Origin of the sequence: Gilliamella sp. Pas-s95 (genome assembly GCF_009795795.1) — a bacterium.
GTDB lineage: Bacteria > Pseudomonadota > Gammaproteobacteria > Enterobacterales > Orbaceae > Gilliamella > Gilliamella bombicola.
On the sequence record NZ_WTFC01000028.1, the window covers coordinates 19,423 to 35,503 of the forward strand.

The window sequence follows — 16,081 nt, forward strand, 5'->3', positions numbered from 1 at the left end:
TTAAATTAATGTATCAGCACGGTAATTCATGCTAATTGGGATGGTGTAAGTGGTTTTATCTGTGATAGCAGGATAAACACTAGGTATTGAGTTGATGTAAAGTGAAAAATTATCTTTGGTTAACTCTGTGTTGAGTTGAAAATGCTTAATAATCGATTCTGATATTTGCTGAGAGCGTGATTTACCAGTGTTAATTGGAGCAACTACGCTAACTTGGTAAACACCCTTGTAAATCCTTGAATCACCGTCTAAATCAAAGGCTGTTGTGATAGCTGGCAATATATTAGATTTTAAGTAGATTTCGTCATTAGGTGTTGCTTCGATGTTTTCATAAATGATTGGTAAACCCAGTTGGTTGGCAATGATATCTAAATGCGATTCGAGCAATTCTGAAATTGTCGAAATCAATTATTAACCTCCTTTTGCGGCGTTGTCGAAATGAGCTTGAGCGTTTAGTGCGGCGACCCTGACAATGCCGTTAGGCGCTTGTTTAGAGTGTCCAAATTCCAATCTCACGCTATAAGGTAGGTTGTTAGTAAAGTAGATTGACTGAACGCCGTAAGTATACCGCCCAATTTGCTCGATACCATCTTTTAATGTTTCCACTCCAGACGGATCTATTCTATCCAATTCACCAGATGCGGGCACATTAAAGGTAACTTGCCAATTACCCCGAAAACGTCCACCGACATAGCCTTTGGGTGCATAACCTTGCCATAATTCAGGCTGTCCAACTGGTGACATTCTGATAATGTCTTGCAATATTTCGATACTAGCCTTTTTAACAACAAGCTCATTTTTTGCTTTCGCTTTATCTACAAACGCATTGATAGACGATAGAAAATTTTGACTATTCGACATTTAAGCTTTCCTTAACTGTGATTTGTAGCATATAAGAACATCAGCAGGTTTTACTGGATTTGGCTGTTTAATCAGATATTTTTCACCGTCAATGATTACAATATCGTTGATTTTCAGCTCAACATCAGCAGAAAAAACCATCTGAATATCTCCAGACTGAATAACTGTTCCGTCAATCTCAATTGGGTTATAATTGGTTTTTATGCCAATTGTTGTAAAGGTTTGATTTTCGGTAATAACTTCTTTACCGTTAACAATCGATACCTTACCCTTTCTTAATACTGAGTATTCCATGCCGTATTTTGAAAGGAGCTTCAAGGCTGTATTAAATGAACGTTCATAAAAGTTCACCATCACGACCTCTCGGCAATACAATTTATTGAAAACCCACTGCTAACAACCAAATCACCCAATATTGACATAACAGCAGTATACTGCGGTTTAAAGCCTGATTCATCGACCGCATAAGCTACTGTTAACGCGCCAGCTATAGACTCCGACTTTACTGGAGCTTCACGCACACTAGGTAATAAATCACCCGAAATAGCTTCAATAGCTAACATGCATTGAGCTTTTATTAGTGGAGTTGGGATCTCATTGCTAGGTAATAAATAGCCATCCAAAACAATATTCTTTCTAGGAAATGGTAAAGTTTGGCTTTGTTTGGCTTTCTTACCTGCCCAATTTAATCCATTCAAATAGTCCATTGCTTTAATGAGCAATGATTCTTTATTGTCAGGTAAACTTATATCTCTTGCGTTAGCAAAATGCTCTAAATCATCAATGCTTGCATAACTGTTAAAGTTGCTAGAATTAAGATCGGCATTAATCATTCATTGCTCCATAAAAAAGGGCGTAAAGCCCTTTGTTTTAATTATTTACTTTGGCAGAATTATGTATCGTTTATCCAGATCTACATATTCCCATTTGCAACTCAATAATTCCATAGTCCTGACGGCAGTCAATATTAATAATTCTGTAGCATAACGAACTAAAATATTACCCGAATACGATTGCAATGCTTTCATAAATTCACGCATACCATCTTCCATTAGAAAGGCGTAATTTTCTGGCGTATGTGTGACCATAGCTTTAGCTAATTCACGCGCTGGATTGTTTTCTGCCCTTTCGGTAATAATTGCATATTGAAAAACCTCGGTACAACGTTGACGCATTTTTTTTGCAATTTCCAATGCACCTCTATTTTCTATTTGTTTTAAACAGTTTAGCATTACTAGAGGCTTGATTTGCGCAATATCCATATCGCCAACGAACGGGAATATATCTTTTTCAAAATACCGAATAATCATTTCTCTGGTATTGATAGACCAATTCCGTTTTTTTGTATCAAACCATTCAAGGGTTATTTTTTTAAAAGTATTTCCTTGCGCGATATTAGCAAGTAAAGTTTTTCTTTTTCGCTCAACAGCAGGATCTTTGCCGTAAGCAAGCATCTGCCGAGCTAATTCTTTTTCGTTGCGTGCATCTGCTAAACTAATATACGGATACTTACCGATCGTTAGCGTTTTTCTTTTGCCGTTGAACTGATAATCATAGCGCCAAGATTTAGTTCCTGTAGGTGTGATGTATAGATATAGGCTTTCAAAGTCTGGCAACTTGTACGGTTTTTCTTTTTGTTTTGCTGATTCAATGGCTTTTACAGTTAGCATAATTACGGTATTTTTGGTCATGGTATTAAAATATACCGTAAATATACCGTTTAAATGTTTGCGTTGTCAATCGTTTAGAATCGTGTTTAGTCGTGTCGAAATACCTTAAAACACTGTTAAAATAAAGCTTGAATCGTAGAGTGTCGTTTTAAATCTTATTCGTTAATACGACCCCAGCAGGAATCGAACCTGCAACTAGCCCTTAGGAGGGGCTCGTTATATCCATTTAACTATGAGGTCATAGGGGGCTCATTTTAATAAATTTACAAAGATAATGCCATTTAAATAACGAAAAATTTTTTATTTTAGGTAATCATGATACAATTATCTCAAATTTAACCTCATTACTTTTAATTGAAGATACTATGAAAAAACGAATCGTTGGTATGATGTTTTCTGTAATGGCACTCACAGGTTGCGCTACTTATCAGGCCGAAAATAATTCCTATAGTGACCCGTTATCTGGCTTTAACAAAACCATGTTTGATGTTAACTACTATGCGCTTGATCCTTATATTTTGCGCCCTACGGCAGTCGCTTGGAAAGATTACGTTCCTTCCCCTGTCCGCAAAGGTGTGGTTAACTTTTCCTCTAACCTGTCTGAACCTGCTTCAATGGTGAACAATTTATTACAAGGTGATGTTCATAAAGCAGGCACGCATTTAGCTCGATTCTTTTTAAATACCGTTTTCGGTTTTGCGGGTTTAATGGATGTTGCTAGTATGTCAGATCCACAATTACAAAAAGGTGGCAAACGGAGTTTTGGTGATGTACTAGGCCATTACGATGTGCCTTATGGCCCTTATGTTGTGTTACCGTTTTATGGATCAGCAACGTTAAGAAACGAAGGTGGTAGCGTAGTTGACTCTCTTTATCCACCTCTTGTTTGGTTAGATTGGCAATGGGCGTTAGTGCGTGGTGCGTTTGACGGTATTGAAGCACGTGCGGTCGCGATCGAGTATGAAGATTTAATAAAAAATAGCGATGACCCTTATAACTTTATGCGTAATGCTTACTTCCAACGTAATGACTTTGTGGCATCGGGCGGTAAAGTCGACGAAGGCAAGCAAAAACAACGTGAAGAAGCGATTAATGATGTTATTAATGATATCGATTCACAATAACTTTAATTAAATTATGCTGTTGTGTTAAATCACACTAATAAACAAACCGCCATTAATTGGCGGTTTTTTATGGTCTTTTATTTATGATGACGCTAATTTAGCCGCTTTTATTTGCCTATTTAGTTCGATATTGGTTTCATTTCTGGCAAATAATGCCAAAATCGGCTTGGCATTTGCTGGCGCTGTAATTTAGGATTGATGCGTTCTTTGATGGTTAACGCATTGCAATAGCGTTGCCACATAGTTTGAAATAGCGCTTCGTCTTTGGTTAGATACTGCTGATTAACTTGGCTATTTATAATCAGATCATCTTTATCAATAAGCGACACAGGTTCAATCCCGTGTAAATTATAGATATAACCATATTCACGCTTTTCGTCATATATTGCCCATTTTTGATCAGCAAAGCGCTCTTTAAAAAATTTAAGCACCAACGGCAAAACATTATAAATAGGTGCTATGATCGAAAAATAGATCTTATCATCCCTATCGTTAGGCTCAACAACATCTTTAAGTGGATTATTGATGGCATTAAAGCGTACAAATTGCATCACTCGATGCCGCTCCCTGCTCACTTTTTTAGCAATATCATGCACAGTTAGCACATCTTGATCGGCAAAATCAGTTTCGATTGATTTAGATGATTTAAATACCTTACAAATGTAACGAAACACAATCAAATCACTTTCAGGCAATTCCGACAGCCAAACATACATCAAATGACGAAGCGCAACTTTGCTAATCTTGTTAATTAATGCTACCCGTACTCGTTCATATTTTACATCGCAAAATTCAACATGATGCCTATCAGACACTAACAACGGCTCAACCTGCCCTGTGGTTAATAAGCATTCAGGCATTTTTTTGAGTTTAAAAGCATCAAACACAGCACAAAGCAAGCTTTCAAAGCTCTTATCATAATAAAACGCCAGCATAATTTACCAGCCCATCACTAGTTGCTGTGGAGTATTTGTCTGTTTATCTTCTAGCAAAGGCGGATCTTGCAACGTAAGTCGGATATATTCGGCCGATGAATTGAGTAATTTAAATTTTCTCATTTCGTGACAAACAACAAAAAATTGTGCACGTTTTAAAACAACGCCAATGCGTTTAAGCGCGTCAAGAGTAAGCTTTCGATGACGCCTTGCCATCACAATTAACTTGGCAGACTTAACTCCAATGCCTGGCACTCGTAATATTTTTTGATAACTATCACGATTAACATCAACTGGAAAGTACTGCGGATTACGGATTGCCCAAGCCAATTTGGGATCGACCGTTAAATCCAGATCGGGATATTGATCGTTAACGATTTCATCGACATTAAAATCATAAAAACGCAATAACCAATCGGCTTGGTATAAACGGTTTTCGCGTACTCTTGGTACTTCTTGCACAACAGGCAGCCGTCTATCGTAACCATTTACCGGAATAAATCCCGAATAATAAACTCGCTTCATACTTGGTCGTTTATAAAGTTTGGAGGTTAATTGCAAAATTTGCTTATCCGACTCATCTGTCGCACCAATAATAACTTGAGTACTTTGCCCTGCAGGTACAAATTTGGGTGTGGTTCGAAATTTTTTGCGATCTTCGATATTTTCTAATACATTTTGATGAATTTGCCGCATAGGTTGATAAATGCTTTGATGATCTTTCTCGGGCGCAAGTAATTTGAGGTTTTCTTCGGTTGGAATTTCTAAATTAACACTCATCCTATCAACTAATAAACCTGCTTGATTAATTAGATCGTTACTCGCACCGGGAATTGCTTTCATATGTATATAGCCATTAAAGCCATGCTCATTACGCAAAATTTTTACCACTCTAATCATTCTTTCCATAGTATGATCTGGACTTCTAACAATCCCCGAACTGATAAATAAGCCTTCGATATAATTACGGCGATAAAATTCAATAGTCAAATTGGCTAGCTCGCGCGGGGTAAAGCCCGCTCTTGGAATATCATTACTTTGCCGGTTAATACAATAAGCGCAATCAAACATGCAATAATTTGTCAGCATAATTTTAAGTAACGAAACACACCTTCCATCGGCAGTAAAGGTGTGGCAAATACCAGATTTATGTGCATTACCAATACCTTTAGCTTTATTACTTCTTGATGCGCCACTTGACGAGCAAGAAATATCATATTTTGCTGATTCGGCTAATATTTCAAGTTTGGTTATTATTTTTTCAGACATATTCAACCTATTAAAACACTGTTTATTTGTACAGTATATAGCAATCATCTAAAGATTGGCAAGCAAATATTGCGAGCTAAAATAGCTACAATTCGAGCTCTTTAGCGTCGCTTTATTAAGCTGTTTTATTTAGGTTTAATTGTTTTATTTATTTAAATATCAAGGCGATATTAAGAGATACAAATAAAAAATACGGCAAGGTATTGTTCAGCTTACAAGTGTACGCTATAATCAACGCACTTTTTTGTATGAAGCCAGATAACTTAGGAGCTAAATAGTAAATGAAACGTGTTGTAATTACAGGGTTAGGAATTCTTTCAAGTATTGGGAATAATACTAAAGAAGTTTTAGAATCACTAAAAATCGGTCGTAGTGGTATTACCTTTTCCCAAGAAATGAAAGATAGCGGAATGCGTAGCCATGTATGCGGGAATGTCAAACTCGACACGACAGGACTGATTGATCGCAAAGTTGTTCGCTTCATGAATGACGCTTCTATTTATGGTTATCTAGCTTTACAACAAGCCATTGAAGATGCAAAATTGACTCCGGAACAAGTCTCTAACCCTCGCACTGGTTTAATTGCTGGTTATGGTGGCTCAACCAAAACACAATACAATGTCGTTGCAGGCATGAAAGAAAAAGGCCTACGTGGTGTTGGTCCTTATGCTGTAACTAAATCAATGTCATCGGCAATTTCGGCTTGCTTAGCAACCCCATTTAAAATCAAAGGGATTAGCTACTCAATGACATCTGCTTGTGCAACATCAGTTCACTGTATTGGTCACGCAGCCGAACTGATTCAACTTGGCAAGCAAGATATCGTTTTTGCCGGTGGTGGTGAAGAACTGTGTTGGGAAATGTCTTGCGAATTCGACGCTATGGGTGCTTTATCAACCAAATATAACGACAACCCAGAAAAAGCATCACGCGCTTATGATAAAAACCGTGATGGTTTTGTTATTGCAGGTGGTGCCGGCATGGTTGTTGTCGAAGAATTAGAACATGCCCTTGCGCGTGGTGCTCATATTTATGGTGAACTTGTTGGCTATGGTGCAACATCAGACGGTCATGATATGGTTGCCCCATCAGGCGAAGGTGCAATGCGCTGTATGCAACTTGCTATTCAAGATTTAGATGTTCCGGTTGATTACATCAACACCCACGGCACATCAACCCCTGTGGGTGATGTCAAAGAGTTATGGGCAATCAAACAAGTATTTGGTGACAACATTCCAGCGATTTCATCAACCAAATCAATGACAGGTCACTCATTAAGTGCAACTGGTGCACAAGAGCTTATTTATTCATTATTAATGTTAGAACATGGCTTTATTACGCCAAGCATTAATATTGATGAACTTGATGAAGCAGCAATTGGTATGAACATTATTACCGAACCAACCGAGCGTGAACTTACCACTGTCATGTCAAATAGCTTTGGTTTTGGTGGTACAAACGCCTCAATTGTCATGAAAAAATACAAGGGTTAATAAGCAAATTTAACTATATTCATAAAAAAACCGTTCTGTAATGAACGGTTTTTTTTATTGCTAAAACAATGCCACTGACTAACCAACTTACTGCTGACAAAAGGAACACCTAAAAACAGCAATAACTATATTAACAGTTATAGCACCTTACTCAAAAATAACTTAGTACGTTCGTTTTGCGGATATTTAAAAATCTGCTCGGGCGAGCCCTGCTCTTGAATAATTCCCTGATCGATAAAAATCACACGGCTGGACATTTCCCGTGCAAAACCCATCTCATGGGTAACAACAATCATAGTCATGCCTTCTTGCGCTAATGACTTCATGACAGCAAGCACCTCACCAACGAGTTCAGGATCAAGCGCAGATGTAGGCTCATCAAATAACATCACTGTTGGTTCCATCATCAAAGCCCTAGCTATTGCCACGCGTTGCTGTTGACCTCCAGATAATTGACTTGGGTAAGCGTCGATCTTATCAATCAAACCGACTTTAACAAGCAAACTTTCAGCTTTAGCAATAGCATCAGTTTTCGCCATTTTTTTAACATCCATTGGCGCTAAAATCAAATTTTGCAATACCGTCATATGGGGGAACAGATTAAAACGCTGAAACACCATACCTACCGATTCACGCAGATGATTAATATTGGTTTTAGGGTCATGTACTTTAAAACCATTAACGACAATTTCGCCCGATGTGATATCTTCTAACGCATTAATACAACGCAAAAAAGTACTCTTACCCGACCCTGATGGCCCAATGATCGAAATGACCTCTTTTTCTTGAATATCACACGTAATACCACGCAATACATGGATATCACCAAACTGTTTTTGTAGATTTTTAATGTGAATCACTTTTGCCTAACCTTTTTTCCATATATTTCACAAGGAGTGATAATAAAAACGTCATAGACCAATAAACAATAGAAATAACAAAATAAGGTTCAGCATAAACCGCATTGGCGGCACCCGCAGTTCTAGCCGCATAAGCCAAATCAATAAGCCCAATAGCTGAACCTAATGATGAATCCTTTAAAATAGCAATCGCATTATTGCCCAAAGGCGGTAACATTCGGCGAAAGGCTTGTGGCAAAATAACTTTGCGCATTGTACTGCCATAACCCATACCCAGCGATCGGGCAGCTTCCATTTGCCCTTTATCGATGGATTGAATGCCGGCACGGAATATTTCAGAAATATAAGCACCAGCATTCAACGTAATTGCTAATATACACGAAATAAACGCGCCATATTGAACACGTAAATATCGGGCAACTTCTGGCGAAATCAAATAATCGGACACCAAAATACCGTTATTAGGATGTAACAAAAATGGCATAACAACAAAATAAGTCACCATAATTTGCACAAATAATGGCGTACCACGAAAGGCACTAACATAAATTTTCACCGGCCACTTAACCAACACACACAGCACATATTTATAAATACCATGCCGACATTGAGCAACCCGACCAATTCCTAATATTAAGCCCCAAAAAGTACCAAGCACTACACAAACAACAGTGCAAGTCACTGTCATTATTGCGCCATCAATAAACAGCGGTAGATAATCTTGTATAATATCCCAGTTAAATCCCATCACTAAAACCTATTGCCCAAATTAATTAATTGGTAAAGTTGGTACGTTGTCATCAAACCATTTACGATAAATTTTGTTATAAGTTCCATCAGCAACAATTTTTTTAAGCCCTGCATTGATTTTATCATTTAACTTTTGATTGCCTTTCGCAACAGCGATACCAAAATATTGAGGTTCAAAATTTGAATCAGAAATCAAATTAAAATCCTTACCGGGATGCATTTTGATATAAAACTTAACTACCCCAACATCACTAACAGCGGCATCAATACCTTGCTCATACAAATCTTGTAAAAGAAGCGGTGTATTATCAAAACGCTTAATAGCGCGGCTATTACGACCTAAAACTTTCGAGACAACAACATCAGCCGTACTACCATTAACAACCCCTACTGTTTTGGTATTCAAATCAGTAAGCGAGGTAATATTAGATCCTTGTTGAGTCACAATAACTTGTTCTGCTGGAAAATAAGGTAACGAAAAATCAACTGAATTTTTACGTTTATCGGTAATCGTAATTCCAGAAATAATAATATCGCGCTCACCATTATTTAGACTTGCAAAAATACTGTCCCAAGGGGTATTAATCAGTTTAATATTAAAATGCTCAGCATCTGCAATTGCTTTAATCAGATCAATATCAAAGCCTTCTAACTCACGTTGGCTATTTTCGAATTCAAATGGACGATAAGTCCCACCTGCACCAACCACATAAGTTGGCTCATCAGCATAAGAAAAAGCACTAAAAACAAGCATACTACTAGCAAAGATTAACGAAAAAAAAGACTTCATCATGACTTCCTAATTGTAAATAAATGGAAAAAACATGATAACTTTTGAACAAAATATTGCAACTTAATATTTAAATAAGATGCATTGATGATAGTGTTTTTGGGTTTTAGGGAAAGATAAAGATAGTTTTAGATAAAAGCCATAAAAAACCAAATAAAACCAATATGTTTTCTAACTGATTTTTGAGTGATGATTTGCTATTTTGTAAAAATAATTCCAGAAGATACATCACACCAATAATATACAGCGACAAAATCACAACAACAATGAGTACATTCTTCACTCTGTATTGCTTTTTATCTTCATCTTGCAAAATTCACTCATCTAGTTTACTTTACTTATACACGGAAAATTAAATAAATAACTAGAGCGTAAACATGACGATATCATTTAAAGAGCAGCAGCAACGAATCAGCTTTGTTAAGCAGTTTTTTGCCAGCCAACTTGCCGAACGTTTGTCACTAATCGAAGTGCAAGCTCCATTACTAAGTAAAGTTGGCGATGGTATTCAAGATAATTTATCTGGTACAGAACATGCCGTGCAAGTTAAAGTGAAGGCGATCCCTAATACGCAATATGAAGTGGTACATTCACTGGCTAAATGGAAGCGTAAAATTTTAAGTGATCACCATTTTGAAGCTGGCGAAGGAATTTATGCTAATATGAAGGCATTGCGCCCTGATGAAGATAAGCTTTCGCCAATTCATTCGGTTTATGTCGATCAATGGGATTGGGAAAAGGTGATTCGCCCTGAAGATCGCAATTTAACTTATCTAAAACAGACCGTTGACAATATTTATGCCGCCATTAAGGCAACTGAAAAGGCAGTATCACAACAATATCATATTTCGCGATTTTTACCTGAATCTATCACCTTTATTGATAGTGAACAATTATTAAAACGTTACCCAAATTTATCCTCTAAAGAGCGCGAAAATGCAATAACCAAAGAACTTGGTGCAGTGTTTTTAATTGGTATTGGCGGTAAATTATCGAATAATGAAAAACACGACGTCCGTGCTCCCGACTATGATGACTGGAGTAGCGTAAATGATTTAGGATCTAAAGGCTTAAATGGTGATATTTTAGTCTGGAACCCGATTTTAAATAGTGCATTTGAAATTTCATCAATGGGGATTCGTGTCAATGCTGAAGCACTAAAACATCAATTAAAGCTGACTAATGATGAAGACCGCTTACAATTTGATTGGCATAAAGCGTTAATCAATGGCGATCTGTTGCAAACAATTGGTGGTGGCATTGGCCAATCGCGTTTAACAATGTTACTTCTGCAACAAAAGCACATAGGCCAAGTACAAGCAAGTGTATGGGACGATGATGTCAAAGCAAATTACAGTAATTTATTATAACCAATCACCAACAAAAAATAGGGCCTAGCGCCCTATTTTTTTGCTTAAAAAATTTAAATTAATTTGTCACTGGCTCATCACTTTGTACTGGAGCTGATTCAGTATTTTTTGGCGTAGATTGTGATGGATGATTTTCAGTAGCAACACCATCTAAACGAACGTAAACAATATGTTGCTGACCACGATCGCACGATCCTACAATTTTACCTTCAATTTGTTCCCCTGATTTGTCAGCAGGTTCAAATTTAAGCTGAAAATGAGATGGATCAACACCATTATTTTTAATTTTTTCAGCAATATTGGCACTGATTTCGTCACAATTGGATGCCGCAGCTAACATAGGTAAACTAAGTAAAAACACACCGATTAATTTTTTCATTTTCTTTCCCTTTTATATGTGATTTGATTATTGAATGCATTGTAAAACTATTGATTACACTGTCTATCAACTTTTAATGGCGATTAAAAACAGCCTACAAATATAATTACACATCCAACAAGATTATTATTCTGTTGGGTAATATTAAAACAAACCGATGACTTCAATTTATTCACTATACAATTTGATAAGTGATTAATAAACCTGTTAATAACTCAATAATATTATGATTAATAACTTATTTTTTTAAAGGTTAAATATTAAACGACTTTATTTTCAATCTTATTTTGATAAAAATAGCCACTCTTTTTTTTAGTTTTACTAAAATTTTCCTGTGTTGATTAGTAGGTAAAAAAAACAACCACTAAACAAAATTGATTGGCGCTCATTCAATCGCTTGGTGCAAATTATAAAGCAGTTAAAAAAGCAATTAACCCAAAAAGGACACCAGGGGAATTGGCAATAGCAATTGGCCAGTCTTTCTTTTCTCTCAATAATCCATAACAGACCCAAAGCGAACAATTAATGGCTGCTGCTAGTGGTTGAGTTGGATTGGATTTTAATCCATGCAAATTATCGATGATTTGCGGAATATAAGAAACATACATTCCTAATGATGCTATCGTGGCGATAATACCTAAAATATGAAAAGCTTTTGGTGAAAGATGCAAAATAGCCTCCTAATAGCATTTATGATTTATCATCTTGTGTCTTCAATTATAGCTAGTTAGACTACTATCAGCAATCCACCCTCTAAAGCTTAATCCTGTAAATTGTATTAAAATAAGACAAGCAATTCAGTCACCTTGCATTACTGCCTAAGATTTATAAAAAAATTAACTATTAATCAATAGAATAAAATAACAATCAATAATTAATTATGGTACGTGATAACAAATAACAAGGCATAACTAATTTCAATAATTGGTTAAACGATTTAATATTTTTTAACATTTTTTTGATTATTTTAGTACAGTTCGCTTAGTACAATAATAGTCAATTAATAATTTTAGCTACAGAGTCAATATCCCCCCCAAAAAAAACCAAATATTTATTCACTGTATGACTTAATAAGTGTTGAACAATCCTGTTGATAACTTTTTAACATCATGATTAATTTATAAATTTATTTAAGATCAAATATTAAACAATCATAACAATAGTTTTATTTTAGTTATAATTCAAAATGACCATAACTTAACCTAATTGCACCAAGACCATCGCCAAAACTGGCACCTTGCGACACAATCACACCATCTAATAACAGCTGATTAAGCAAAGCAGATTCTTGTGCAACCGTGTTCACTGGTAAATAAGCATACAAGTGAAAGCCACCCAGTGGAGCTTGATAAGTAATATCACTGCCAAAATAACTATCTAACCACTGCATTAACTGTTCAGCTTTAACTTGCAACGCTTGGCATAACTGCTGTTGATGGCTTACGTAGTGATGTTGCAAATACTCTTGCGCCAATAATTGTGGCAAAATGCTTAACCCTGAGTCGATATGTTGTCGAATTTTTGCTAGATTTTCGATAATATCACGTGGGGCAACCATCCACCCGACGCGAATATTTCTCCCTATATATTTTGATAGCGAACCCAGATAAATAACTTGGTTATGCTGTTCAAATTTTTTAATTGGTGATACGGCCAAATCACGTCTAAACGCTAAACTACTATAAGCATCATCTTCAACAATCCCAATACATTGAGATCGACAAAATGCCAATATTTCTTTCTTGCGTTCATGGCTCATGACAAAACCCATCGGATTTTGGAAGACAGGATTTAAAAACAACCATTTTATGTGATGTTGTTGCACACAGCTAGCAAGACTTTCAAGCGTGATACCATCATTATCACACTCAATACCGTACAAACGTAATCCGGCCGCTTGAAACAGTGGCAAAGAATAAAAATAAGACGGCGACTCAATTCCCACCGAATCGCCGGGTTTAAGCAACCCCTGTGTAATCAAAAACAACGATTGCTGTGTGCCCGATGTAATTAAAATCTCTTCAGGATCAACTTGCATCGCAAACTGCTTTTGCATATAAACAGCAATTTGCATCTTTAGTGATGGCAACCCCAATTGTAATGTATCGCTATTTTTTTCGTGCATAATCAATTCGTCTAATGAGACATTGGGTAACTGAAGTTTGGGGATCAAATACGTTGGTAAATCACCATTAGCCAGATCACAAATGGATAATTGTGTACGCATTTGTGCCGATTTTTGTTGATAAACCGATTGCTTATTTTGATAAAAATGCGCAGGTAAACGCCAATGAATAGATGAATAGGTTTGCATTCCCCATTTTTGATTATTGACATAAGTACCGCTTCCTTGCCGACGGATCAACACACCACGTTCCGTTAACAAATCTAAGGCATGAACAACCGTTGAACGATTAACAGACAATTTTTTTGCCAATTCACGTTCAGAAGGCAATTTTTCGCCGGCTATCAACATACCTTGCTCAATATAATCTTCAATAAGCTGTGTCACTTTCTTAAAAAGCGCCCCTGACAAGGGTGCTAGTTTTTGCTGATCCCACATGATTATTTCGCTTTAACAGGTTTCATGGCTTGCTTGGGCATGTTTATTACCGCAAACACTACAAAATTGGATGGTACTATTATAGTCCAATTGGCTGTTTTTTGTGGTGTTATATTTTTGAATAATACAAAGTCTTAAATGCAGTTAGACAATATTGTCATTATTGATTGAATCAGGAGCAAAAAAATGAACCCAATTACAGGCACACAAACCGTTAAACGAGGCATGGCACAAATGCAAAAAGGTGGTGTTATTATGGACGTAGTTAACGCAGAACAAGCCCAAATAGCGGAACAAGCTGGCGCAGTTGCCGTAATGGCTTTAGAGCGAGTGCCCTCAGATATCCGCGCCGCGGGTGGAGTTGCTCGAATGGCTGATCCAACTATTATTGAACAAGTCATGAAAGCGGTCACCATACCTGTGATGGCCAAAGCACGCATTGGTCACATTGTTGAAGCTCGTATTTTAGAATCAATGGGCGTTGACTATATTGACGAAAGCGAAGTGCTCACCCCTGCCGATGAACAGTATCACTTACTCAAAGAAGAATTCACCGTACCATTTGTTTGCGGTTGTCGTGATCTGGGCGAAGCGCTACGCCGAATTGGCGAAGGTGCATCTATGCTACGCACCAAAGGTGAACCCGGCACCGGCAACATTGTTGAAGCTGTGCGCCATATGCGTAAAGTCAACGAACAAATTCGCCAAGTTGCTAACAAATCAAAAGATGAATTAATGACTTTTGCCAAAGAGATAGGTGCACCTTATGAGTTAGTATTGCAAATCAAACAGTTAAAAAAACTACCTGTTGTTAACTTTGCCGCTGGTGGCATAGCAACCCCTGCCGATGCGGCACTTATGATACAATTGGGTGCTGACGGTGTTTTTGTTGGATCTGGCATATTCAAATCCCAAAATCCTGAAAAGTTTGCTAAAGCCATTGTCCAAGCAACCACTTATTTTGACGATTATCCACGTTTAGCCGAGCTTTCAAAAGGCTTGGGTAACGCAATGAAAGGAATTGAAATCAGTACACTTGCTCAATCAGAAAGAATGCAAGATCGAGGTTGGTAATGACAACTTTAGCTCATAACGACATTAAAAACATTGGAGTGCTCAATTTGCAAGGTGCAGTCAGTGAGCATATAACAATGCTTAATAGCATCAACAATGTACAAACAACTCTAGTTAAACGTCCTGAACAATTAACCAAGCTAGACGGATTAATCATTCCTGGTGGCGAATCGACTACCATTAGCCGTTTAATTAAACAAAATGGACTTGTCGAACCGATAAAACAATTTGCCAAACAAGGCAAAGGCATATTAGGCACCTGCGCGGGACTGGTGCTTTGCGGTCATAGCACAACTCATAACGAGGTCGAATTGTTGGGCTTAATGGATATTTGTGTTGAACGCAACGGCTTTGGACGGCAAATTAACAGCTTTGAAACAACCTTAGAGATACCAACGATTGGCAGGCAAATACCAGCAATATTTATTCGCGCACCTTATATTGCCAAAGCAGGACAAACTGTTGAACAACTCGCATTCGTTGGAAAGCATTGCATTATGGCACAACAAGGTAATATTTTAGTATGTGCTTTTCATCCTGAATTAAGCAAGGATAATCGAATTATGCGTTATTTTGTTGATAGGTGTTAAAGGGGTGATACTGTAAAAACAGCAAAATAAAAACTTTAATAAAATCAATACCTTTTCTGACCGATTTTTGGCGGAAAATCAGGTCTTTTTTTGGGTTGGTGAATAGAATAAATCGGGTGCGCAGGTTTCGGACGTTTTGACCTTGGGTGAATAAAATAGTTACAGTGACCACGTCCGAGCTAAGGGAATTAAAGCGAATTCCCTTAGCAATCCCGCGCTTGGCTGCAGAATGTGGCCTGCGGCTGCCCGACGCCGTCGCTCGGTCTTAACGCACCGGCTATGATTACTCGTATCATCCTGATACTCGCCTCTTCGAGGCCATCTTCGCTTTGCTCAGATGTTCAAATTTGTTC

The 16,081-nt window shown here is 37.3% G+C and carries 19 protein-coding genes and 1 tRNA gene; 5 read left to right on the top strand and 15 right to left on the bottom strand.

The genetic code is table 11. The features are described from left to right. The 6 genes from GQ598_RS08280 to GQ598_RS08305 all read right to left on the bottom strand — a co-directional run bounded on the left by GQ598_RS08280 (position 1) and on the right by GQ598_RS08305 (position 2,771). Positions 1-408 (bottom strand): phage tail terminator-like protein, encoded by a 408-nt coding sequence (locus tag GQ598_RS08280; protein WP_160403588.1) that lies wholly within the window; start codon positions 406-408, stop codon positions 1-3. Positions 409-411: 3 nt separating this feature from the next. Continuing rightward, positions 412-861, bottom strand: coding sequence for an HK97 gp10 family phage protein (locus GQ598_RS08285; RefSeq protein ID WP_160403590.1), 450 nt, complete (start codon positions 859-861; stop codon positions 412-414). Further along, on the bottom strand, positions 862-1,215 hold the full coding sequence (locus tag GQ598_RS08290) for a hypothetical protein (RefSeq protein WP_160403592.1): 354 nt from the start codon (positions 1,213-1,215) through the stop codon (positions 862-864). It abuts the gene before it with no gap. Further along, positions 1,215-1,694 carry a DnaT-like ssDNA-binding protein gene (locus tag GQ598_RS08295; protein ID WP_160403594.1) on the bottom strand — a complete coding sequence of 160 codons (480 nt, stop codon included), beginning with the start codon at positions 1,692-1,694 and terminating at the stop codon, positions 1,215-1,217. Before GQ598_RS08295 ends, GQ598_RS08290 begins: the two co-directional genes overlap by 1 nt. A gap of 45 nt (positions 1,695-1,739) precedes the next feature. Then, the gene (locus GQ598_RS08300; RefSeq protein WP_160403596.1) at positions 1,740-2,552 is read right to left on the bottom strand and encodes an integrase arm-type DNA-binding domain-containing protein; all 813 of its coding nucleotides are present in this window, start codon (positions 2,550-2,552) and stop codon (positions 1,740-1,742) included. 147 nt (positions 2,553-2,699) lie between these two features. Continuing rightward, positions 2,700-2,771: transfer RNA gene (locus GQ598_RS08305), tRNA-Arg, on the bottom strand. A 125-nt stretch (positions 2,772-2,896) separates the two neighbouring features. Between GQ598_RS08305 and GQ598_RS08310 the strand changes: the two genes are divergently transcribed. Beyond that, on the top strand, positions 2,897-3,655 hold the full coding sequence (locus GQ598_RS08310; protein WP_160403598.1) for an MlaA family lipoprotein: 759 nt from the start codon (positions 2,897-2,899) through the stop codon (positions 3,653-3,655). Positions 3,656-3,774: 119 nt separating this feature from the next. Here the strand turns inward: GQ598_RS08310 and GQ598_RS08315 are convergent, their stop codons facing one another. Together GQ598_RS08315 and GQ598_RS08320 are read right to left on the bottom strand one after the other, a co-directional pair. After that, positions 3,775-4,590, bottom strand: a complete 816-nt coding sequence (locus GQ598_RS08315) for a TIGR03915 family putative DNA repair protein (protein WP_160403600.1) — start codon at positions 4,588-4,590, stop codon at positions 3,775-3,777. A 3-nt stretch (positions 4,591-4,593) separates the two neighbouring features. Further along, entirely contained in the window at positions 4,594-5,859 is a 1,266-nt protein-coding gene (locus tag GQ598_RS08320; protein WP_160403602.1) for a putative DNA modification/repair radical SAM protein, read from the bottom strand. Positions 5,860-6,140: 281 nt separating this feature from the next. Between GQ598_RS08320 and fabB the strand changes: the two genes are divergently transcribed. Beyond that, a complete protein-coding gene (gene fabB / locus GQ598_RS08325; protein WP_091346658.1) occupies positions 6,141-7,352 on the top strand; it encodes a beta-ketoacyl-ACP synthase I in 1,212 nt (403 codons plus the stop codon). Between the two features lie 137 nt (positions 7,353-7,489). Here fabB and GQ598_RS08330 read toward each other — a convergent pair whose 3' ends face one another. From GQ598_RS08330 to GQ598_RS08345, 4 genes are all read right to left on the bottom strand, one after another. Further along, entirely contained in the window at positions 7,490-8,212 is a 723-nt protein-coding gene (locus GQ598_RS08330; RefSeq protein ID WP_091346656.1) for an amino acid ABC transporter ATP-binding protein, read from the bottom strand. Continuing rightward, complete coding sequence (locus tag GQ598_RS08335; RefSeq protein ID WP_091346654.1) at positions 8,199-8,963, bottom strand: amino acid ABC transporter permease; 765 nt, start codon at positions 8,961-8,963, stop codon at positions 8,199-8,201. The genes GQ598_RS08330 and GQ598_RS08335 overlap by 14 nt, the downstream gene beginning before the upstream one ends. Before the next feature lie 18 nt (positions 8,964-8,981). Continuing rightward, entirely contained in the window at positions 8,982-9,716 is a 735-nt protein-coding gene (locus GQ598_RS08340; RefSeq protein WP_370516535.1) for a basic amino acid ABC transporter substrate-binding protein, read from the bottom strand. A 142-nt stretch (positions 9,717-9,858) separates the two neighbouring features. Further along, complete coding sequence (locus GQ598_RS08345; protein ID WP_160403607.1) at positions 9,859-10,065, bottom strand: hypothetical protein; 207 nt, start codon at positions 10,063-10,065, stop codon at positions 9,859-9,861. A gap of 64 nt (positions 10,066-10,129) precedes the next feature. On the opposite strand from GQ598_RS08345, the gene asnA reads away from it, so the two are divergent. Then, complete coding sequence (gene asnA / locus GQ598_RS08350; protein WP_160403609.1) at positions 10,130-11,122, top strand: aspartate--ammonia ligase; 993 nt, start codon at positions 10,130-10,132, stop codon at positions 11,120-11,122. Positions 11,123-11,180: 58 nt separating this feature from the next. Here asnA and GQ598_RS08355 read toward each other — a convergent pair whose 3' ends face one another. The 3 genes from GQ598_RS08355 to GQ598_RS08365 form a co-directional block, all read right to left on the bottom strand. After that, entirely contained in the window at positions 11,181-11,501 is a 321-nt protein-coding gene (locus GQ598_RS08355; RefSeq protein ID WP_160403611.1) for a DUF1161 domain-containing protein, read from the bottom strand. Positions 11,502-11,908: 407 nt separating this feature from the next. Then, the gene (locus tag GQ598_RS08360; protein ID WP_237410343.1) at positions 11,909-12,172 is read right to left on the bottom strand and encodes an SWEET family sugar transporter; all 264 of its coding nucleotides are present in this window, start codon (positions 12,170-12,172) and stop codon (positions 11,909-11,911) included. A 503-nt stretch (positions 12,173-12,675) separates the two neighbouring features. Next, positions 12,676-14,064, bottom strand: a complete 1,389-nt coding sequence (locus GQ598_RS08365; protein WP_160403613.1) for a PLP-dependent aminotransferase family protein — start codon at positions 14,062-14,064, stop codon at positions 12,676-12,678. A 186-nt stretch (positions 14,065-14,250) separates the two neighbouring features. On the opposite strand from GQ598_RS08365, the gene pdxS reads away from it, so the two are divergent. Beyond that, the gene (gene pdxS, locus GQ598_RS08370; RefSeq protein WP_160403615.1) at positions 14,251-15,138 is read left to right on the top strand and encodes a pyridoxal 5'-phosphate synthase lyase subunit PdxS; all 888 of its coding nucleotides are present in this window, start codon (positions 14,251-14,253) and stop codon (positions 15,136-15,138) included. Beyond that, the gene (gene pdxT, locus GQ598_RS08375; RefSeq protein ID WP_160403617.1) at positions 15,138-15,728 is read left to right on the top strand and encodes a pyridoxal 5'-phosphate synthase glutaminase subunit PdxT; all 591 of its coding nucleotides are present in this window, start codon (positions 15,138-15,140) and stop codon (positions 15,726-15,728) included. Before pdxS ends, pdxT begins: the two co-directional genes overlap by 1 nt. Positions 15,729-16,081 lie beyond the last annotated feature (353 nt).